This is a genomic window from Asticcacaulis sp., assembly GCF_035497195.1.
Lineage (GTDB): Bacteria > Pseudomonadota > Alphaproteobacteria > Caulobacterales > Caulobacteraceae > Asticcacaulis.
Genome location: NZ_DATJDZ010000004.1, coordinates 45,839 through 67,022 on the forward strand (window position 1 = coordinate 45,839; position 21,184 = coordinate 67,022).

12 protein-coding genes are annotated in these 21,184 nt (G+C 61.4%); 4 read left to right on the plus strand and 8 right to left on the minus strand.

The window, feature by feature from the left end; all coding sequences use genetic code 11:
- Positions 1 to 260: 260 nt before the first annotated feature.
- The 8 genes from VL130_RS00980 to ppc all read right to left on the minus strand — a co-directional run bounded on the left by VL130_RS00980 (position 261) and on the right by ppc (position 13,924).
- On the minus strand, positions 261 to 2,855 hold the full coding sequence (locus VL130_RS00980; protein ID WP_414636193.1) for a glycoside hydrolase family 3 protein: 2,595 nt from the start codon (positions 2,853 to 2,855) through the stop codon (positions 261 to 263).
- 758 nt (positions 2,856 to 3,613) lie between these two features.
- The gene (locus VL130_RS00985) at positions 3,614 to 4,681 is read right to left on the minus strand and encodes a LacI family DNA-binding transcriptional regulator (protein WP_325360161.1); all 1,068 of its coding nucleotides are present in this window, start codon (positions 4,679 to 4,681) and stop codon (positions 3,614 to 3,616) included.
- A 197-nt stretch (positions 4,682 to 4,878) separates the two neighbouring features.
- Positions 4,879 to 5,511 carry a bifunctional 4-hydroxy-2-oxoglutarate aldolase/2-dehydro-3-deoxy-phosphogluconate aldolase gene (gene eda / locus VL130_RS00990; protein WP_325360163.1) on the minus strand — a complete coding sequence of 211 codons (633 nt, stop codon included), beginning with the start codon at positions 5,509 to 5,511 and terminating at the stop codon, positions 4,879 to 4,881.
- Between the two features lie 176 nt (positions 5,512 to 5,687).
- Positions 5,688 to 6,704 (minus strand): glucokinase, encoded by a 1,017-nt coding sequence (locus VL130_RS00995; protein WP_325360165.1) that lies wholly within the window; start codon positions 6,702 to 6,704, stop codon positions 5,688 to 5,690.
- Between the two features lie 4 nt (positions 6,705 to 6,708).
- A complete protein-coding gene (gene edd, locus VL130_RS01000; protein WP_325360167.1) occupies positions 6,709 to 8,523 on the minus strand; it encodes a phosphogluconate dehydratase in 1,815 nt (604 codons plus the stop codon).
- An 11-nt stretch (positions 8,524 to 8,534) separates the two neighbouring features.
- Complete coding sequence (gene pgl, locus VL130_RS01005) at positions 8,535 to 9,338, minus strand: 6-phosphogluconolactonase (protein WP_325360168.1); 804 nt, start codon at positions 9,336 to 9,338, stop codon at positions 8,535 to 8,537.
- Positions 9,331 to 10,821 (minus strand): glucose-6-phosphate dehydrogenase, encoded by a 1,491-nt coding sequence (gene zwf / locus VL130_RS01010; RefSeq protein WP_325360171.1) that lies wholly within the window; start codon positions 10,819 to 10,821, stop codon positions 9,331 to 9,333. The genes pgl and zwf overlap by 8 nt, the downstream gene beginning before the upstream one ends.
- Positions 10,822 to 11,236: 415 nt before the next feature.
- A complete protein-coding gene (gene ppc / locus VL130_RS01015; protein ID WP_325360175.1) occupies positions 11,237 to 13,924 on the minus strand; it encodes a phosphoenolpyruvate carboxylase in 2,688 nt (895 codons plus the stop codon).
- Positions 13,925 to 14,333: 409 nt separating this feature from the next.
- Between ppc and VL130_RS01020 the strand changes: the two genes are divergently transcribed.
- The 4 genes from VL130_RS01020 (at position 14,334) to VL130_RS01035 (ending at position 21,182) form a co-directional block, all read left to right on the plus strand.
- Positions 14,334 to 14,897 carry a hypothetical protein gene (locus VL130_RS01020; RefSeq protein WP_325360177.1) on the plus strand — a complete coding sequence of 188 codons (564 nt, stop codon included), beginning with the start codon at positions 14,334 to 14,336 and terminating at the stop codon, positions 14,895 to 14,897.
- A 169-nt stretch (positions 14,898 to 15,066) separates the two neighbouring features.
- Positions 15,067 to 17,727, plus strand: coding sequence for an aminopeptidase N (gene pepN / locus VL130_RS01025; RefSeq protein ID WP_325360179.1), 2,661 nt, complete (start codon positions 15,067 to 15,069; stop codon positions 17,725 to 17,727).
- A gap of 90 nt (positions 17,728 to 17,817) precedes the next feature.
- Positions 17,818 to 18,384: a response regulator gene (locus tag VL130_RS01030; RefSeq protein WP_325360181.1), complete on the plus strand. Its 567-nt coding sequence runs from the start codon at positions 17,818 to 17,820 to the stop codon at positions 18,382 to 18,384.
- 203 nt (positions 18,385 to 18,587) lie between these two features.
- A complete protein-coding gene (locus VL130_RS01035) occupies positions 18,588 to 21,182 on the plus strand; it encodes a sensor histidine kinase (protein WP_325360183.1) in 2,595 nt (864 codons plus the stop codon).
- Positions 21,183 to 21,184 lie beyond the last annotated feature (2 nt).

Genomic DNA, 21,184 nt, shown 5'->3' on the forward strand with positions numbered 1-21,184 from the left:
TATATTATCATACAATTGACACAGCTTTGCGGCTGAATCAATCCCGAATCCCAACGATCGCCTCAAGCGAGGTGAAACGGCGGCGATTGCATTCGCCGCTCTGTTCTTCAAAGATCCTCCCCTGCGTAGCGGGGGAGGTGGCGAGCCTGTCGAGCCGGAGGGGGCAATCTCTACCGTCCGTTCCCCCCCTCCGTCAGCGACACCGGCTCTTCGAGCCTCGCGCTGACACCTCCCCCGCTACGCAGGGGAGGATCATTTCCTTACTTCGCCGGACAGACGGCGTCGCCCTCGTCCGAAGCCAGCTTGATCTCGCTGTAGCTGATCGACAGAGGCGCCGTCGTCGACAGCGAGAACGGCACGCCGACCTGCTTCACATCGAGACCGGCCGCTTCATAACAGTCCAGCTTCACCTTGAGCGTCGCCCATTGGCCGACCTGCCCCTTGAGGTTCGAGCCGATATCCAGTGAGCTATAGGTCTTTTCGTCCTTGCCCATGGTCAGCATGACCGGTCCGGAAACAGTGGAATCGAGGCGATACCTGACCTCCAGCGCCATCTTGCCCGTGGTCTGGCGGCTGAGATCGACCGGCGCACCGAAAATGGCCACCGCACCTATGCCATTGCCCTTGAAGACCACCGACCGGCCGGCTTCCTGCTTGTCGGCGTCCACCGTCGTCTGGGTGACATTGCCGCTCGCGCTTTCGACCGAAGGCCCGCTGATCATCGTGATGCCCTGGCTGTCCATCACCGCCGATTGCCACGGCGCCTTAACCCGGCCGGCGGCGAAATAGGTATCGACATTGACCACGGCGACATCACGCAGGCCGGAATCTTCCGACAACTGCGGCACATCGCCGATATCTTTATAGGTCAGGCCATAGCCATAGGGGAAGAGCGGATCATAGCCGGCGGTGCCGACATTGAGCGGTCCCTGATTGGCGGTTTTCGGCCACGAGAAGGTCAGCTTGCCCTTGAAATCATAGCGCGGCTGCTTGTTGAGATCACCTATGATGACATCTGCGATGCCGCCGCCTTCTGTGCCCGGCAGCCAGGCCTCGACAAAGGCGTCAGAGGCATTGATTTCCGGATTGGTCCACAGCGGGCGGCCCGACAGGAAGACGGTGACCACCTTGATGCCCTGGCTTTTCAGCTTGTGAATCAGCTCCAGGTCGGTGCGGTCTCCGGTCTGGTAATCAAGATTGGCGCGGTCGCCCTGGAATTCGGCATAGGGGTCTTCGCCGATGACGACGACGGCCACGTCCGGCTTTTCCTTATAGACTCCGTTTTCGCTCCACGACGCCACGCCGCCGGCCTTTTCCGTCACCTCGGCAATGCCTTCCCAGATCGACTGGCCATGCGGGAAATCAGCACGCGTATTGCCGGTGCCCTGCCAGGTAATGGTCCAGCCGCCAGCCTGCTTGCCGATATCGTTGGCGCCGGAACCGGTGACAAGGATGCGCGCGCCCGGATCGAGCGGCAGGGTGTGATTTTCATTCTTAATCAGCACCAGCGATTCACGCACCGCCTGACGGGCGATGGCGCGATGTTCGGGCGAGCCTAACTGGTCCCACTTGCCGGACAGCGGCCGGTCGAGCGGCGCGCCAAGCGTGAACAACCCGCCCTTGATCTTGGCGCGCAGGATACGGCGCACGGCGTCATCGAGGCGCGACATCGGGATGGTGCCGGCCTTCACATCGGCCAGCGTATTCTCATACATCGGCTTCCACGAATCCGGCGCCATGAACATATCGACGCCGGCGTTCATCGCCTCCGGGCAATCGTCCTTGGCGCAGCTTTCCAACTGGCGATGGGCGTCCCAGTCGGTAATGGTGAAGCCGTCGAAGTGCATCCGCTGTTTCAGCGCACCGGTGATCAGGCGTTTGTTTCCGGCCATCTTCTGGCCGTTCCACGACGAAAACGAGATCATGACCGACAGGGCGCCTGCCTCGATAGCCGGCGGATAACCGGCGCCATGAATACGCGCCAGATCGGCTTCGCTCATCTCGGCGTCGCCCTGGTCCTTGCCGTCCATCGTGCCGCCGTCACCGAGGAAATGCTTGGCGGTCGACATGATATGGCCCGGCTTGATGCCGTCACGCCCGCCGCCGACGCCTTGCAGCCCCTCGACCATCTTGCCGGCATAGGCGGCGACGTCGGCCGGGTTTTCCGAATAGCTTTCATAGGCGCGGCCCCAGCGCTTGTCGCGCGCCACGGCCACGGTCGGGGCAAAGGTCCAGTCCACGCCGGCGGCGGCCATTTCGGCGGCGGTGGCTTCACCGATCTTCTCGATCAGGTCCGGATTATGCGTCGCGCCCAGACCGACATTGTGCGGAAAAATAGTGGCGCCGACGAGATTTGAATGGCCGTGAACAGCATCGATGCCAAACAATAGCGGGATCGGCGCCTTGGTCGGGCGCTCGGCGGCGGCGCGCCAGTAGTCATCGGCCAGTTTCAGCCACTGGTCGGGCGTGGCGCGTTCGTTCTGGCCCGGCGAGGAGTTGCCCCCGGCCAGGATAGACCCCAGCGGGTAAGTTTTCAGCTCTTCCGGCTTGATGAAGTTGATATCGGCCTGGATGGTCTGGCCGACCTTCTCTTCAAGCGTCATCTGGCTCATGATCTCGGTGATCCTGGCCTCGGTGGCGGGATCGACCAGACCGGCCGGGGCCAGTTTCGGCCAGGCGGGATCGACAGCGATCACGGCCGGCGCTTTCGCCGCGGCCTTTTTGGCGACCGCCTTTTTCTTTACGCCGTTTTTTTTCTTGACCGACTTGTGCGCAGCGGGCTTGGCTTTCGCTTCCGCCACATCGGGCAGGCCGAAGCTGAGCGCGCACAATACGCCAAGCGCCGCACCAAACATCAGGGCCGGCTTGAGAGATATCTTCCGGGTCATTTCACGATTAGACAATTGGAGGCTCCTTAAGGCGTTCTTCCACAACATTTTTTTCGCGTCTGTCCGATGGCATCGGACGGCGCTTTAATTCTTTGCTTTTACGCGCTTTTTAATCCGAAAAGTGCAGCACACTTTTCGGAAAGCGCTCTTGACCTGTAGCACGCTCCAGCGGTCTGAAAAAGCCACCGGTTATCACGCCACACATCGCCCCTTTTTGCAGTCTGTGACGACGGGGCAATCCCTTTTAATGACAGCGCTATCAAGGTGCGTCAAGTCTCGATACCCCATGGCGCGAAACGGTTGCAGTGCGGGATATCCCGTCTTTCACGTCAAAAAAGATATTTGCTTTCATAATTTATTTGACAGCGTTGTCAGATTTGATATGACTGTCTCACCCTGTTTCCCCGATGCGCCGGTTTCCATGAAATTTGCGGATTGGGTTCTGTGTTTAAAACCATTATGCGGCCCGGTTTCTTTCCCTTTTTCATAGCCGTTTCGCTTCCGTGGTTTTAAAGCGCCTTCTTAAATGTGGCATTATTTGGAAGGTACTGGCCTTTATCCCGATGGACCTTTTTGGTCCATCGGGTTTTTTTTGCCCCGCCGCCAACACGCAAGGGCGCGTCGCCCCCTATAATAAGCAGCTTTCTTGTCCCTCCCCGACGTGTTCGGGGAAGGGAACCGCGCCATTCTTCATGGCGGGGTGGTGGGATATCTTGCTTGCTAAATTAAACCGCTTTCGCCGACTCGCGCTCAACCAGCTCGAACGGCAGTTCGCGGCGCGTATCGCTGAAGTTCGGCGCGTCTTCATCCACCGTCGCGCGTGACAGCAGCATATCGGCCGCGGCATAGGCCAGGTCGGTCACCGGCTGGCGGATCGTCGTCAGGTGCGGCCAGATAATCATCGATCCCGGCGTATCATCGAAACCGACCACCGACACCTGATCGGGGATACGCACGCCGGTCTGCTGGGCATAGGCCATGACGCCAAAAGCCATTTCGTCATTGGAGGCGAAAATGGCGGTCGGCAGGTCGCCGCTATTCTTGAAAAGCCCCTTGGCCGCTTCTAGCCCGGACGCGAAACTGTTGAAGCCCTGCGCGATCCGGTGGGTGCGCGGCTCAACCTTCGCCTCGCGCATCGCCTTGACGAAGCCGTCATAGCGTCGGTGCGAGGAGCCATGTTCCGGATGGCCGCGCACAAAACCGATATCGGTATGACCGCGCGCCAGCAGGAACTGCGTCATCTCGTAGGCCGCCTGGGTATCGTCCATCTCGACCAGCGCCGAGCGACCAGGGAACAATGACGGCGACACCCGCACATAGGGCACGCCTGCCGCTTCGACCGCATCGAGCACCACGGCCATGTCGCACAAAGGCGGCGTCAGGATCACGCCGTCGAGGCGGATGGTGGCCAGCAGCGAAGCGATCGCCCGGCCGATGTCCGGCGCCAGACTGTCCTGCGGCTCGCTGAGCACATGGTAGCCGCTCTGGCGGCAACGCTCGATCACGCCCTGCTGCATGTCGATGACATAGCTGGAGGATGGATTATCATAGAGCAGGCCGACGAGGAAACTGCGCGCGCCAGCCAGCGACCGCGCCAGCAGGTTCGGGCGATAATGCAGGCGGGCGGCGGCGTCTTTTACCTTGGTGCGGGTTTCCTCGCGCACGTTCGGTTCGTTGTTCATCACCCGCGAAACGGTCTTGATCGATACGCCGGCCAGTCGCGCCACGTCGTTGATCGTGGAGACCGTATTGGCAACGGATTGTTCTTTTGCCGGAGCCTTGGTCTGCGTCACTCGAATCCGAGCCTTTATATAGTCAATTGGTATCCTCAACTTGCGTCTGTCATGACAGCTTTGTCAATGGATAAGACCTGAGTGTTTTCAACACTCAGGTCTTATCCATTTCCATTTTTTCCACTGCCGCGCAAGCATACCTCCCAAAGGCTCGGGCGCGCAGTCGCGCTTGCCAAATCTCACGAAGAGATTTGGCGTTATTTCTTGCTGAACGTCGCCACCGCTTCGGCGGCCAGACGGGTGATTTCAGCCCAATTGCCCTCGTTCATCGCCTTGGCCGGAGCCACCCACGACCCACCGACGCACAGCACATTATCGAGCGCCAGGAAATCAGCGGCGTTTTTCGCATCAATCCCGCCGGTCGGGCAGAACCTGGCCTGCGGCAGCGGACCGCCGATGCCCTTAAGGTAGGGAATACCACCAGCCGGCACCGCCGGGAAGAATTTCAGGTGAGTAAAGCCCCACTCCAGCGCCTTCATCACTTCCGACGAGGTGGCGACGCCCGGCAGCAGCGGCAAGGCGTCCTGATGCGCCAGGGTCTTGGTCAGGCCCGGTGAGACGAGGAACTTCGCGCCGGCCCTGGCGGCCTTTTCGGCGTCCTTCGGCGTCAGCACCGTGCCGGCGCCGACGACCGCATCCGGGCGCTCTTTGGCGATCAGGGCGATGGCCTCCAGCGCGCAATCGGTGCGCAGGGTGATTTCCAGCACCTTGATGCCGCCGGCCAGCAGGGCGTCGGCCAGCGGCAGGGCCTGGTCGAGCGACGGGATGACCATCACCGGCAGCACCGGCCCCATAGTCATGAATTTCGGTATATCGGGATGCGTGGACATGGTGGTCGTTCCTTTGTTCTGGGAAAGCAAGACACCCCACCACCATTCGCTGCGCTCATGGTCCCCCTCCCCGGCAAGCCGGGGAGGTACAAGCGCTTTCTTATACCTCCCCACCTTTGGTGGGGAGGGGGACCGCGCCTGAAAGGCGTGGTGGTGGGGTGTCTTACTTTCTAAATTTAAGCCGTAATCTGCACATCCGTCAGCGCATTCGCCGAACCGAGCAGCGCCGCATACGGATGGATGATGATGCTCGACGGAATACTGGCCACCAGACCCGCCAGCGGCGCCTTGGCCTCCATGCGGGCGCGGAAGCGCAGTTCGTCAATATGCTTGATCAGGCGCGGCGCGATGCCGCCGGCGATAAACATGCCGGACACGGCGCCGTGCGCCAGCGCCAGGTCGCCGCACACCGACGCCATGATATCGAGGAAGGCCTCAACCGTGTAACGCGATCCGGTGGCGTCCTCGCCTTCGAGATGGGTAATCTGCGCCGGCGTCAGGTCTTCGGCCAGTTCACCCCGTATGGAGGAAATCGCCTGATAGAGATTGACCAGCCCAGGCCCCGACAGCAGCATTTCGACCGTCACGCGGCCGTGCTTCTTGCGCAGGAAACGCAGGATTTCGCTCTCATAGTCATTGACCGGCGCAAACGAGATATGACCGCTTTCGGTGGAGAGGCAATAGGGGCCGAATTCTCCGCCGACCAGCACCGAGGCGCCGAAGCCGGTGCCGGCGCCCATGACGGCATGAACGTCGCCGAAACCTTTTCTGACCAGCCCTATGCACTTGGTGTCGCCGTCACCCAGGTGCGGCAGGGCAAAGGCCAGGGCCGCATAATCATTGATCAGTTTTGCCCGACGCGCGCCGGTCGCCTTCGCCAGCAGTCCTTCTTCGACCTCCCAGTCGAGATTGGTGAACTTGATCCGGCCGTCCTTGACCGGTCCGGCCACGGCGACGCAGGCGTAATCCAGCTCCGGCCGGCCGCCGATCGACTCGAAATAGGTCTTCAGGGCGTCATAGACGTCCTTGTGGTCGGCCGTTTCCAGCGACTTGAAGTTCGCCAGGTTCGTCTTGCCGTTTACGCGCTCCGCTATGGCGAACCGGGCGTTGGTGCCGCCGATATCACCCACCAAGCCGCGCAGGGCGCGATCGGATGTTGTCTTGATGGAGCTGCTCTCGAAATGCGCTGTCATATATTTACCAAAAAACGGCGCCACCCTGGTCGGCCGGTCCTACCGCTCGACGCATGTGCGCAAAAAGTTCCCGTCCCATGCCGTCCGCCTCTGGGGGCCGATCGGCATTTGTTCTTTGTGAAAACTCGGCGGCATCACCGAGAAAGTTGATGGTTCCGGCCACGCAATCGACGCGCAACAGGTCTCCGTTTCGCAGTTTCGCAATCGGTCCGCCATCGACCGCTTCCGGCGTCAGGTGGATAACGGCAGGCACCTTTCCCGATGCCCCCGACATGCGGCCGTCAGACACCAGCGCCACCTTGCGGCCGGCATCAAGCATACTCGACAGCGACGGCGTAAGGCTATGCAGTTCCGGCATTCCGTTGGCTTTTGGCCCCTGGAAGCGGACGACGCAAATGAAATCGCCTTCCGGCAGTTGTTTCGTCTTGAAGGCGGCCAGGAAATCGTCCTGATCGTCGAACACCACGCACGGCGCCTCAACGATCTGGTGCTCCAGCTTGACCGCCGAGACCTTGGCGACAGACGTGCCGAGATTGCCCTTGATTTCGCGCAGGCCGCCCTCCGGCGAGAACGGATTGGACGCCGGGCGCAGTACGTTTTCATCATGGCTGACCGCCGGCGCGTCACGCCACACGACCGTATTGCCGTCAAGGAAAGGCTCCTTGGCGTAGTCCGCCATGCCTTGTCCCCAGATGGTCTGGACATCGCCGTGCATCAGGCCGGCGTTCAGCAGTTCGCGAATGACGAAGGCCATGCCGCCGGCAGCGTGGAAATGATTCACATCGGCCGAGCCGTTCGGGTAAACGCGCGCCAGCAGCGGCACCACGGACGAGATCCTGTCCATGTCTTCCCAGGTCAGGATCACGCCGGCGGCGCGGGCCATCGCCGGCAGGTGCAGGGCGTGATTGGTCGAACCACCCGTCGCCATCAGGCCGATGACGCCGTTGACGATGGCCCTGGCGTCGATGACATCGGCCATACGCGACGGGGTTTTGGAATTTTCCGCCGACTTCGCTGCACGCTCGACGGCGCACTGCGTCAGGGCGTCACGCAAAGGCGTGCCCGGCGACACAAAGGCGGCGCCCGGCACATGCAGCCCCATCATTTCCATCAGCATCTGGTTGGAATTGGCGGTGCCGTAAAAGGTGCAGGTGCCGGCCGAATGATACGAGGCCATTTCGGCGGCCAGCAGCGCGTCACGGCCAACTTCGCCCAGCGCATAAAGCGTGCGGACCTTGGCCTTTTCCGGGTTCGGCAGGCCGGACCCCATCGGGCCGGACGGCACGAAGATGATCGGCAGGTGGGCGAAGCTGAGCGCGCCGATAACCAGGCCCGGCACGATCTTGTCGCAGATACCCAGCATCAGACCGGCATCGAAGGCGTCATGGCTCAGCGAAACGGCCGTGCTCATGGCGATGACATCGCGCGAGAACAGGCTGAGTTCCATGCCCGGACGGCCTTGCGTCACGCCATCGCACATGGCTGGTACGCCACCGGCGACCTGGGTGGTGGCGCCGAACTTGCGCGCCATGCCGCGGAGCTTTTCCGGGTAGTCATGATAGGGCTGGTGCGCCGACAGCATGTCATTATAGGCCGTCACGATGCCGATATTGGGCACGGCGTCGAGCGCGGCCTGGAGCTTTTCATCCGGTGTGGACGCCGCCACGACGTGGGCATAGTTGGCGCAGCTCAGCTTCTTGCGGCGCGGTTCGTTCGCCTTGTAGCGGTCGGCGCGGTCCATGAATTGTTGCCGCAGATCTTTCGAGCGCGCGATGATGCGGTCAGTGACTTCGGCGATTACGGGATGCAATGTAGTCATGGTTTTAGTCCTTAGCCCGCCCAGACGAATTCGACGTCGGTCGGACATTGCGCGATAAACGCGCCGATCGGCGAGGTATAGGGGTCGGTGTCTTCGGTCGATGCCCGCAGGGCGTCGAGCTTGGCCTGACCGGTGATATAAAACAGAATGCGGCGCGAATTGTTGATGGCCGGCACCGAAAGGGTGATGCGCGGCAGTTGCGGCTCGGTGCCGTCGGTATGCGGCTGAACCGGCAGGACGAGGCGCTCGGTCGTATAGACCTCGGCATTGACCGGATTGTGCGGAAAGATCGAGGCGTAGTGCGAATCCGGCCCCATCCCCATCAGGGCGAAATCGAAACGCGGCGCCTCGCCGTGATTGAGATCGCGCAGGGTCTTTTCGGCTTTTTCGGCGCAGGCGGCCTGATCGTCGATATCCTGAATAAGCGTCAGGAAGGTCATTCCCTTTTTTTGGCCGGAATGATCCCTATCAGCCAGAACCGGCGCCAAAGCCTCACGCATCATGCGCGTATTCGAGGCGGCGTCATCGATCGGCACGAAACGTTCATCGACCTGGGCCAGGGTCACCTTTGACCAGTCCATCTCGGCATGGATCAGGTGCTGATAGACCGGCTTCGGCGTAGTGCCGCCACAGCCGATCCACACGGCCTGGCCGCGCACATCAACAGCATGGCGCAAGGCCTCGGCGATGGCGTCGGCGATATAGGTGCCGGCCCGCGCCGCATTGGCGAAGCAATGCACGGTTACGGTCTTGCCGTGCGCGTTCCAGGTCAGAACATCTTCCGAGACGTTCAGCTTATGCGCGGCCTCAGTCATTCCATACACGCCCTTCGTCGCGCTCGATCAGGCGGAAGGCGCTGACCGGGCCGAAGGTGCCCGCCGGATACATCTGCGGCTTCATGTGCGTGTCGGTCCACGCCTGGATGATGCCGTCCACCCAGGTCCAGGCCGCCTCAACTTCGTCGCGGCGGACGAATTGCGCGTTGTTGCCATTAAGCGCATCAAGGATCAGGCGTTCATAGGCGATGCGGCGGCGGGGCGGCTTGCCGTCATCATTGCCGTCAAACGCCTTGATCAGCGACAGGCTGAGATCGAGCGGTTGCAGGTGCATCCCCTCGGCGGTCAGGCCGGGCGCCTTGTTCATCAGGGTCAGCGAGATATCTTCGTCCGGCTGCAAACGGATCAGCAGGCGGTTGGCGTGCGCCTCGGCGCCGAAGATCGAGTGCGGCAGCGGCTTGAACTGGATAACGATTTCAGTGGCGCGCGACGGCAGGCACTTGCCCGTGCGCATGTAGATCGGCGTGCCGGCCCAGCGCCAGTTGGCGATCTCGGCCTTGATGGCGACGAAGGTTTCGGTGTTCGACGGCGAACCCTTTTCGGCCTCGTAACCGGCGATCGGATGACCGTCGGCGAAGCCGGGACCATACTGGCCGCGCGCCGTGGTATTGACGACATTGGCGGCAGTGATCGGCTTGAGCGAGCGCAGCACCTTGACCTTTTCGTCGCGCAGGGCATCCGAAGCCAGCGAAGACGGCGGCTCCATCGCCAGCAGGCAGAGCAATTGCAGCAGGTGATTTTGCAGCATGTCGCGGATGGCGCCGTATTCGTCATAATAGCCAAGGCGGTCCGCCACCCCGACCGTTTCGGCGATGGTAATCTGGATATGATCGATCGACTGCGCATTCCACAGCGGTTCGAAGACCATATTGCCGAAGCGCAGGGCGATCAGGTTCTGCACCGTCTCCTTGCCGAGATAGTGATCGATGCGGAAGGTGCGTGCTTCATCGAAGGCGTGGGCGACGGAATCGTTGATGATCTTCGAGGTCGCCAGGTCGCGGCCGATCGGCTTTTCGATGACGACGCGATTGGGGGCCTTGTTGAGGCCGGCCTTCTCGATGTGCTCGCAGATCGGCTTGAACAGCGACGGCGACACCGACAGGAAATAGACGATATCGAGCTTGTCAACATCACCGAGTTCGTCTTTCAGCTTGACGCCCCAGTTATCATGGGCGGCATCGAGCGCAACGTGAACGATACGCTTGCGGAACCGCTTGAGCGCCGCCGGCTCGACCCATTCGCCGACCCGGCTCATCACGGCCGCACCGATACGATCGACGCAGGCCTCGGTGCCGCAGTCTTCGCGGGCGACGGAAATAATACGCAGGTCATCGGACAAAAATCCGTCCTGATCCAGCATGGCCAGCGAAGGCCACAACATGCGCATGGCGAGATCGCCCGTGCCCCCGACAAGGACAAAAACCTGTTGGCGCACGCCATTACTTGCAGAAGATGCCGACATGAGACCTTTTCGTTCCGAACCTGTGACCCGCCCTTTGTCCCAGGGCTTTAGTCATGACAGCGTTGTCATAACCTCTGTTTTCCGGCAGGTCAATCGTGAAAATAAACTGCGTGATCGAGGACGGAGCCAAAGCGCCATCCCAGCCGGTCATATAGGATGAAAGCCCCTGCCAAAACAAGGCCGGATGCGGGATTTAGCGCCCTGTTGCGTCTGTTGCCGATATCGTTAAGGTTCACCACGGATAAAGGCACGAATTTCAGGATATCTTCATGCAATGGTGCATAAACCGGCCGCTTTCGACGGCGAAGCCGTCATTCAAATCATGCAAAACCGCACAGGCTCCACTCATCCGCGAAGCCCGTGCCGCCCACAAAATCCGTGCTGATCCGTGTCGCCGCGCAGCGGCATCCGTGCCTTATCCTGTATTGCGCAGCGCGCTGGCAATACCGTTGACCGTCAGTTGCATGGCCAGTTGCACCAGCTTATGGCGGTTGCCGTGGCGGCGGATGCCGAGCAGATAGACCTGTAAGCGATTGAGCGAATTGAGCAGTGGATTGGCACGTTCGATCTGGTTGCGCAGGCGTTCATGCGTCGACAGCAGGTAAGGCGCCTTGCGGAGGCGCAGGATCAGCGCCACGGTATCGTCGAACTCCGCCTTGATCCGAGCATAGATGCGGTCGGCCTCTTCCGGCTCGCCGGCCAGGTCGGCATATTGGCGCGCGATCTCCATGTCGGTCTTGGCCAGCGCCATCTCCATATTGGCGATGAAGACGTCGAAGAAGTCCCACTGGATCATCTCTTCCAGCACACTGTCCGCGATCTTCAGTTCCCGCACCGCCGCCGCGAAGCCATACCAGCCGGGCAGCATAAAGCGCGTCTGCGACCAGGCGAAGACCCACGGAATCGCCCGCAAATCCTCGATCTTGCCCGATGAGGTGCGCGAGGCCGGCCGCGAGCCGATCTTGAGGTTGCCGATCTCGTCGACCGGCGTCACCGTATGGAAGAAGTCGAGGAAGTGCGGGTCGTCATAGACCAGGCCGCGATAGGCCTCGAACGACACCGCATGGATCTTGTCCATCACCGGCGTGAATTTCTCCTCCAGCACCGCATCGGCTGACAGCGCGGCGGTTTTCGAACCGCGCTTCGGCACTGTCGCCAGGAAGGTCGCCGCCGCGAAACTGTCAAGCGTCTTGTGGGCGGTGACGACATTGCCGAACTTGCGCGCGATCATTTCGCCCTGTTCGGTGACGCGGATCTGCCCGCCGACCGTGCCTTCCGGCTGGGCCAGGATGGCGGCAAAAGCGGGACCGCCACCACGGCCGACCGAACCGCCACGCCCATGGAACAGGCGAAGTTGCACGCCGGCCTTGTCGCATACCGCCTTGATCGCCTTCGACGCCTTATGCAGCGACCATCTGGAAGACGTATAGCCGCCGTCCTTGTTCGAGTCGGAATAGCCGAGCATCACTTCCTGCAAGGCCGGGCGGCCCATCAGCGAGCGCACGGCGAAATTGCCGAGCCACTTCTTCATGATCTCCGGCGCCGCCTCCAGGTCACCGATCGTCTCGAACAGCGGCGAGATCTTCAGCATACAGTGCGGCTGCGGTCCGCCGCGCACCAGGCCGGCCTGTTTCAGCAGCACCAGCGGTTCGAGGATATCCGATACCGACGACGCCTTGGAAATGACATAGGCGCCGAAGGCGTCCGGCCCGAAGGTCTTCACGATCTCCGCCGCCGCATCGACAATGCGCAGTTCGCGGCGGGTTTCGTCGGAATATTTGCCGAATTCCCAGCGCAAAATCCGGTCATTGGCCAGTTCGGCAAAGAGCAGCGAACAGCGCTCGCTTTCCGACATGCCAAGATAATCGACCAGTTCCGACGACTGGGTGAACAGTTCGGCGATGACGCGCTCATGCACATCGGAATTCTGCCGCAGGTCAAGCGCCAGAAGATGGAACCCGCATGAGCGCGCAATACGGATCAGGGTCTTGAGCGTGGCGCCCACCATCCTTCGGCCGCCATTGGTCACTAGGGAATCGCGCATCACCCGCAGGTCTTTCAGGAAGGCGGCGCAGCTTTCATAGGCGGGTGCAGCGGTATCGCCGGCACGGCTGCTTGTCGCCTCGCCGAGCGTTTCCGCCCGCGTGCGCGCCAGGCGCTGCCTGATGTAGGCGATGGCGCGGCGATAAGGCTCATCGACGCGGTGGATATCGGTATTGAGCGACTTGCGCGCCAGGTCGTGGAGCGCGTCACTGACCGGCGTCACCTCGTCCGACATAGTGAGTTCGGCATCGAGCTTGTCGAGATGAACGAGATAGAAATCGAAGGCGACCCGCGCCTGCTCGCGGAAGGCGTAGGTCAGGGTCACTTCATCGACATGCGGGTGGCCGTCGCGGTCGCCGCCGATCCATGATCCCAGCTTGAGCACGTCCGGCAGCGGCCCCTCGTGCTGGATATCGCGGCCCCACTCGGTATAGAGGGTCACCAGCGCCGGCAGGACCGAACGCTTGACCGCACCGATCAGGTTGTTGATCTCGTCGCGCACCGTGATGCGCTCCGGCCGGTTCAGGCGGGTATTCCACAGCAGGGCCACGGCGCGGTACAGGTCGTCGCCGAGTTGTTTCTTCTCTCCCGGATTGGCGGCCCGCTCATAGGCCTGCAACAGGGTGGCAATCTCGGTTTCGCGCTCGACGATCGAGGCACGGCGCATTTCGGTGGGGTGGGCGGTAAAGACCGGCGAAGCCAGTATGCTGCTGAGCGTGGCGTCGATCTCGGCCTTGTCTACCCCCGACTGGCGGGCGGACGCCACGGCGTTGGCCAGGCTGATCGGCTGCATGGAGCCATCGGCGCTCTCGAAACTGTCGCTCTGCCCCAATTGCCCGACATCCTCCGAAAGGACCGACAGCATCGACAGGCAGGTCATGATGCGGGCGATATGCGCCGCTTCGGATTCACTCAGGGCGCTGAAATCGAAAGTCTTGTCCTTAAGCGCCTCAACCTTGTCCATGACCTCGGCCTTGCCGAATTCGTGCACGGCTTCGCTGAGATAACCATCGAGCAGGCCGATATGTTGTTTGACGTGATTGAGGACGGTATCGGTCATGTTTTAGTGTTCCAGGGTGCCCGTTAGGCTTGCACAGGTCACACTTTACGTCACAAAAACATAGACTTGCAGTCAGGTTTGTTCCGACGACGCATGATCAGATGTCAAGCCGGTTTTATTTTATGCGCTCCTGATTAGGCGCGATTTTTGTGCATCGCAAGATAACAAATTGGGCCTGTTTTCAGGTCATATTGATAGTACGAATGAATCCAAAGCCTTGAATATTATTGTCTGATTTAATATTTTTTCCTGGCTGAACCTTTCGCCAATAAAGTTTCATTGGAAACAAAGCCTTGCTCGCACGCCGGCCACCCCCGCACGGCATCATAGCACCGCCCGTCATTTATTAAGACTTTTGCGGTAAAACAGGCGTTCATAACAAGCTTAAGAATAAGCAAGAGGGTGTTTCATGGCCAAAGCGACCTACCATCGCCATCAGCGCGTCTATGTCGAACCTGTCGGCACCTGGGCGGTGATCGACAAGGTGAATCCGGTCTGGGTCAAGGGCTTCGACGAGCCGGTCCGCGTCACCTATGATTGCGGCCTTGGCCGTGATTTCGCCGCCGAGGAACTGACTCCGGAAAGCGCCGCCGAGAAAAACAATGGCGATCAAAACCTCGATCACTGGCGCCTGATGCGCGCCCGTAACAAGTGGCAGACACCGGAAGAAAGCCGCAACCACCCCTTTCCCGGCACCTACCCGATCGTCGTCACCGATGAAAACGACTGGGGCGGCTGGCGTGTGCCCGGCGCCGAGTACGAACGCGACCCGGCCCTGATCGAAATGCAGGCCCGCCTGATCGCTTCCGCGCCGCACCTGCTCAAGCTGGTCAAAGACCTGCGCGACTATGCCCGCAACAACAGCGAGATCGACGACGACCTGATCGCCCTGGCCAAACGCGCCGACCAGTTGCGCCAGCACGTCGAAACCGATACCACCGATGTGCCGAAAGCCGCCCGCCAGCCGGGATAAGGTTAAAGGGGGGACACGGATAAAGGCACGGATGTCCGTTCCTTTATCCGTGTCCCCCCTTTAACCTTTTATAAATCTGACCAAATCCGCCCGAATCCACATTGTATCGCTTGAGGTTCTCTGAAAAGAGTCCCATGTGGACTGAGACCCCAAGCGAGACAAAACCAATATGCGCACCGATACGCCCCAGCCGATCCAGCTCAGCGATTACAAGGCCCCCGATTTCCTGATTCCGGCCACGGAACTCGATGTCGATCTCGCGCCCGAAGCGACGCGCGTCAGGGCGCGGCTGACGATCACCCGCAATCCCGCGTCTTTGGGTGCGGCCAATGCGCCTCTGGTCCTGATGGGCGAACGCCTGAAACTGATCAGCGTCGCCATCAATGGCCAGCCGGTCGAATACACCACCACCGACGAAACCCTGACCATCGCCAATGTCCCCGATAGTTTCACCCTCGAAACTGAGGTCGAGATCAATCCGCTGAACAACAAGACGCTGGAAGGGCTTTACATGTCCTCCGGCCGCTACTGCACCCAGTGCGAGGCGGAAGGCTTCCGCAAGATCACCTATTATCTCGACCGTCCGGACAGCCTGTCGAAATACCGTGTCCGCATCGAAGCGCCCAAGGCCGGTTTCCCGCACCTCCTGTCCAACGGCAACCTGCTGGAAAAGGGCGACCTGCCAGAGGATAAACACTACGCCCTGTGGGAAGATCCCTTCTTCAAGCCGTGCTACCTGTTCGCCCTCGTCGCCGGCGAACTCGACGTGCTCGAAGACAGCACCGCCACCGCGTCCGGCCGCACGGTCGAACTGAAAATCTATGTCGATACCGGGATGCGCGACCGCGCCGCCTACGCGATGGACGCCCTCAAGCGCTCGATGAAATGGGACGAAGAGGTCTATGGCCGCGAATACGATCTCGACCTGTTCATGATCGTCGCCGTGCGTGATTTCAATTTCGGCGCCATGGAAAACAAGGGCCTGAACGTCTTCAACGCCTCGCTGCTGCTGGCCGACCCGACCACCGCCACCGATCAGGATTACGAGCGCATCGAAAGCGTGATCGCCCACGAATATTTCCACAACTGGTCGGGCAATCGCGTCACCTGCCGCGACTGGTTCCAGCTTTGCCTGAAAGAAGGCCTGACCGTCTTCCGCGACCAGGGATTCAGCGCCGACCAACGCGGCCATGCCGTCGCGCGCATCAAGGACGTCAGAGCATTGCGCGCCCGCCAGTTTCCGGAAGATTCCGGTCCGCTGGCCCATCCGGTCCGGCCGTCGTCCTACGTCAAGATCGACAATTTCTACACCGCCACCATCTACGAAAAGGGCGCGGAAATCGTCGGCATGTTGAAGACCATCGTCGGCCCGGCAGTCTATCGCCAGGCGCTCGATCATTACTTCGCCACCAACGACGGCACCGCCGCCACGCTGGAAGATTTCCTCGCCAGTTTCCACGCCGTCACCGCCGGCAATCCGCAACTGCGCGCCGACCTGACCGGCATGATGGACTGGTACACCCAGGCCGGCACCCCGCAGGTCCGGATATCGCAGCATTACGACGCCGCCGCCAAAACCCTGACCCTGAATTTCGCCCAGGCCACGGCGCCCACCCCCGGCCAGCCTGAGAAGAAACCCCTGCCGATCCCGATCCGCCTCGCCGTGCTCGATGAAAACGGCGCGCCGCAATCGCCCTTCGATGCGGATCAGGACTCGTGGCTGTTCACGCTGCGCGGCGTCCAGGAAGAGATGGTGATCCGCAATATCGAAAAGCCGCCGGTGCTTTCCGCCCTGCGCCATTTCTCCGCCCCCGTCACCCTGCATCTCGACGAACCGCAATCCCACGCCTTCGCCCGCTTCAAAGGCGACAGCGATCCGTTCAACCGCTGGGAAGCGGCGCAAGGGCTTGCCAGGGCGATCATGCTGGACGAGATACCCGACGACAACCTGATCGACGCCTTCGCCCAAGCGTTGGAAGCCACCTTGCTTGACGCCTCGCTCGATAACGCCTTCAAGGCCCTGATCATGGGCCTGCCGACCGAGGCCGATCTGGCGCAGAGCCAGTCACCGATCGATCCGGCCTTCCTGCATAGTAACCGCAAGCGCTTCAAGGCGGCGCTCTCATTGCGCCTGCATGATACGCTCACCGGCCTCTACAAAAGTCTCGCCACAGCCGAAACCTTCTCGCCTGACGCGGCTTCCGCCGGCCAGCGCGCCTTGCGCAACGCCCTGCTCGACCTGATGCTGGCGGGCCATAACCGCGGCGCCGAAAACGCCGCCTCGGTCAACCTGGCCTTCCGTCATTTTGAAACCGCCACCAACATGACCGATATGGTCGGCGGCCTGGTGGCCCTGATGCACGTTCAGGACCGCCCCTACAAGGATGCGCTCGACGCCTTTTACGCGCGCTTCAAGAACGAACCGCTGGTCATCGACAAATGGTTCGCCCTGCAAGCCGGGTGCCCCCATCCCGACACTTTGGCGCGGGTGCGGAAACTCAGCCAGCACCCCGATTTCGACGCAAAAACGCCCAATCGCTGGCGCGCCCTGGTGCAGGGTTTCGCCAATAATCAGAGCGTTTTTCATGCGCCCGATGGCGGTGGCTACGCCTTCCTGGTCGAGCAGATTCTGGCTGTCGACGCCTTCAATCCGATGACGGCGGCGCGGCTGGTCGAACCCCTCAGCCGTTACCGCTTCTATGCCCAGCCCTACCAGGAAAACATGCGCCAGGCCCTGCAAATGATTACCGCTGCGCCGAAGCTGTCAAAAAATGTGCTCGAACTGGCGACAAAAGCGCTGGCTGCCGAAAAATCAAGTGAACATAGCTAATTGTTATTAACTACTCTTAAGCATTGCCTACCGTAAACTAGGGCGCAGGGGGCCGCCGCGTCCCGGTTTTCGCAAATGTGGGAGAGACGATTGGCAAGCCTCGAACGTGTCCGGTTCCTGGTTGTGGACGACAACGCCCACATGATCAATATCGTCAAAACCCTGCTGCGCGGGTTTGGCGTGACGCAGATATTCGAGGCGCGCGACGCCACCGAGGCCTTTCATAAGCTCAAACATGACGCCATCGATATCTGCATCAGCGATTACCAGATGGAGGTGCTTGATGGCGTCGAGTTCGTCAAGCTTGTGCGCAATTCCTCCGACAGCCCCAATCGCTATGTCCCCATCATCATGCTGACGGCCCATTCGGAACGCTCCAAGGTCATCGCCGCGCGTGACGCCGGCGCCAATGAATTCTGCTGCAAGCCGGTCACCGCCACCGAATTGCGCCGCAAGGTGGTCGCCATCGTCGATTATCCGCGCCCCTACATCAAGACGGGCCATTATTTCGGCCCCGATCGCCGCCGCAAACAGGATCCGAAATACCACGGCGATGAGCGTCGTGAAGGCTGGAGCGAAGACCATTACCCGCCCACTGGCCGCAAACGCAGCGCCACCGCCGGCAATAGCGCCTATGATCACGACGAGGCCGGCTAACTGCCTGTTTTAAGCCGCCTGCCGGCCGGTAATTAATTAAGTTTATAAAACCTTAAGACTCTCGACAATAGGTTAACGGGGCGTTTACCCTGATCGTGTTCGCCGAATCAGGCGCAATCGAATCTGGCTGGCCGAAATCGCGGCCCAATTGTACAGGACTGTCCGTGGCGGAGACGCGTCAAAATTTGCGCACCCGGAGCCTGGTGGGTAACCCGGCTGCGGCGCAGACGACTTCCGGCGACGCCCAAAAAGGCCAGGCGTCTCAAGGCAAATCCGCCTTCTCGCGCCTGATGACCACCCCCGTCTCCCCCACCATGCCGGTGTGGATCAGGCTCGGCGCCCTTATCCTCACGCTCGGCCTCTTCATCTTCATGGCCCTGTCCACCCTGCAACTCGGCAACAGCCTGTCCGCCGGCAAGGACGCCGAGGGCCAGACGCTGCTGACCACCGCGCGGCTCGATTCCGCCCGCCTCGATGGCCGCCTCGGCAATGCCAGGCTGGCGCTCGAAGCGGCACAGGCGCAATGGAGCCGCACGCCGGACGCCTCCCTGACCGCCGCCGAACAGGGCCTGAAACTGGGGCGCGACAGCCTCAGCAGCGTGGCGCTCGTCAACACCACCAAAGGCGAGATCGTCGCCCAGTCCGGCAGCGAAGACGCCGACCTGATGATCGAGGCCGCCCATAAAGCCAGCGATCCCTTCGCCATCGTCACCGCCGGTTCGCGCCTCAGCCGGACGAACCACACCTTTGCCGTGCTGAAAGGCGCTGGCGACACACCCGACCTGGTGGCCCGGCTTGAAGACGGCCTGCTGCCCGCCCTGGATAACAGCAAAGGTGCCCTGAGCGCGCTTGTCACCCCGGATGGCCTGATCGTCGCCGCATCGGATGAGGCGCTCATCGGCCAGGACCTCAAGGCCGCCTTCGCCGTTTCCTACGGCCAGCTCCGGGCGCGTGCCGATTCCGGCGATCTCATCCAGGGCGCCCTGACCGAAGGCGGCTTCGTCAAGATCGCGTCCGTGGCGCAGGCCGACCTGACCACCGGCGCCGAATTGCGCGGCAGTGGCAAAAGTCCGCTGATCCTGCTCCGGGCCGCCGCCACGCCGCGCTTTTTCTCGGCCTCGCAAAGCCTGCTGAAAGCCGTGCTCTTCGTCGGCGGCCCCCTGCTGATCGGTGCGCTTTTCGGCCTCCTGCTGTTTTTCCAGGCGCGCAAGAACCGTGATGACACCCGGCTGTTCCAGGCCAGCGAGCAGCGCTACCGCCTGGCGGTCGAATCGGCGCGCTGCGGCATCTTCGACTGGGATCTCGACCAGGACCTGATCTACATGTCCGATGTCACCGGCGTCATGCTCGGCTGGGGCGGCGGCGGCGTCGCCTCGACGGCCGAGGTTCTCGACCGCATCGCGCCCGAACAGCGCGCCGATGTCGTCAAGGCGCTGGAAACGGCGCGCTCCACCGGTGCGCTCGATGTTTCCTTCCGTGTCCCTTCGGCCACTGGCCAGGCCCTGTGGGTCGATGCGCGCGGCCAGTCGGTCGGCGAACGGACGGACGGCGGCTTCACGCGCCTGTCCGGCGTGGCGCTCGATGTCAGCCAGGAGCGCATCGCCCAGATCCGCGCCCAGCGCGCCGAAACCCGCCTGCGCGACGCCATCAATTCGGTGTCGGACGCCTTCGTGCTGTGGGACCGCCGCAACCGCCTCCTGATGTGGAACGCCACCTTCGGTGAAACCTTCAATATCGATGAGCGCTTCCTCAAGGCCGGCACGCCGCGCGACCTGATCGACCAGGTGATGCAGATCGCCATCCGCCGCCAGCAGCCGACGCAGGATGAACGCGAAGGCGTCTTCGAGGCCGAACTGAACAACGGCCGGTGGATTCAGGTGTCGGAAAGCCGCACGGCGGAAGGCGGCTATGTCGTCAGCGGCGCCGATATCACCGCCGTCAAGATACAGGAAGAAAAGAGCCGCGAAAACGAAGAAGCCCTGCAAGGCCTGGTCGACAAGCTGGAACAGAGCCGCCAGCAGCAGACGGTTCTGGCGCGCAAGTACGAGATCGCCAAACTTCGCGCCGAGGCCGCCAACCACGCCAAGAGCGAATTCCTCGCCAACATGTCGCACGAACTGCGCACCCCGCTCAACGCCATCAACGGCTTCTCCGAAATCATGTCGTCGGAAATGTTCGGTCCGCTCGGTCATCCGCGCTACAAGGAATATGCCGGCGATATCCTCAGTTCCGGCCAGCACCTGCTGTCGCTGATCAACGATATCCTCGACATGTCGAAGATCGAGGCCGGCAAACTAAACCTGCGCTTCGAGCCGGTGGTCGTCGATGAGGTGGTCGAGGATACCCTGCGCCTGGTGCGGCAAAGGGCTGAAAAGGCCGGCCTCAAGGTCCGCGTCCACCTGCCGCAACTGCCTGAAATCACCGCTGATTTCCGCGCCCTGAAACAGATTCTGCTCAATTTGCTGACCAATGCGGTGAAATTCACCCCCACCGGCGGCACCCTGACGGTCTCGGCTATCGCCACCGAAACCAATGTCCATATCACGGTGGCCGATACCGGCATCGGCATCGCCCGCAAGGACATGGAGCGGCTGGCCAGGCCGTTTGAGCAGATCGAGAACCAGTTCTCCAAGACCAAGGAAGGCACCGGCCTCGGCCTGGCGCTCACCAAGTCGCTGATCGAGATGCACAACGGCCGCTTCGAGGTCGACAGCCTCCTCGGCGAAGGCACGACCTGCACCGTGGTCCTGCCGATCGTCCAGAGCGCCGCCAATCTCAGCGCCGACCGGGCGGCTTAATC

Coding starts and splice junctions, on each gene's coding strand:
- VL130_RS00980 (WP_414636193.1), bottom strand. CDS start 2,855: ATGTTTGGTGCGGCGCTTGGCGTATTGTGCGCGCTCAGCTTCGGCCTG.
- eda (WP_325360163.1), bottom strand. CDS start 5,511: ATGTCCACGCATCCCGATATACCGAAATTCATGACTATGGGGCCGGTG.
- VL130_RS00995 (WP_325360165.1), bottom strand. CDS start 6,704: ATGACAGCGCATTTCGAGAGCAGCTCCATCAAGACAACATCCGATCGC.
- edd (WP_325360167.1), bottom strand. CDS start 8,523: ATGACTACATTGCATCCCGTAATCGCCGAAGTCACTGACCGCATCATC.
- pgl (WP_325360168.1), bottom strand. CDS start 9,338: ATGACTGAGGCCGCGCATAAGCTGAACGTCTCGGAAGATGTTCTGACC.
- zwf (WP_325360171.1), bottom strand. CDS start 10,821: ATGTCGGCATCTTCTGCAAGTAATGGCGTGCGCCAACAGGTTTTTGTC.
- ppc (WP_325360175.1), bottom strand. CDS start 13,924: ATGACCGATACCGTCCTCAATCACGTCAAACAACATATCGGCCTGCTC.
- VL130_RS01020 (WP_325360177.1), top strand. CDS start 14,334: ATGGCCAAAGCGACCTACCATCGCCATCAGCGCGTCTATGTCGAACCT.
- pepN (WP_325360179.1), top strand. CDS start 15,067: ATGCGCACCGATACGCCCCAGCCGATCCAGCTCAGCGATTACAAGGCC.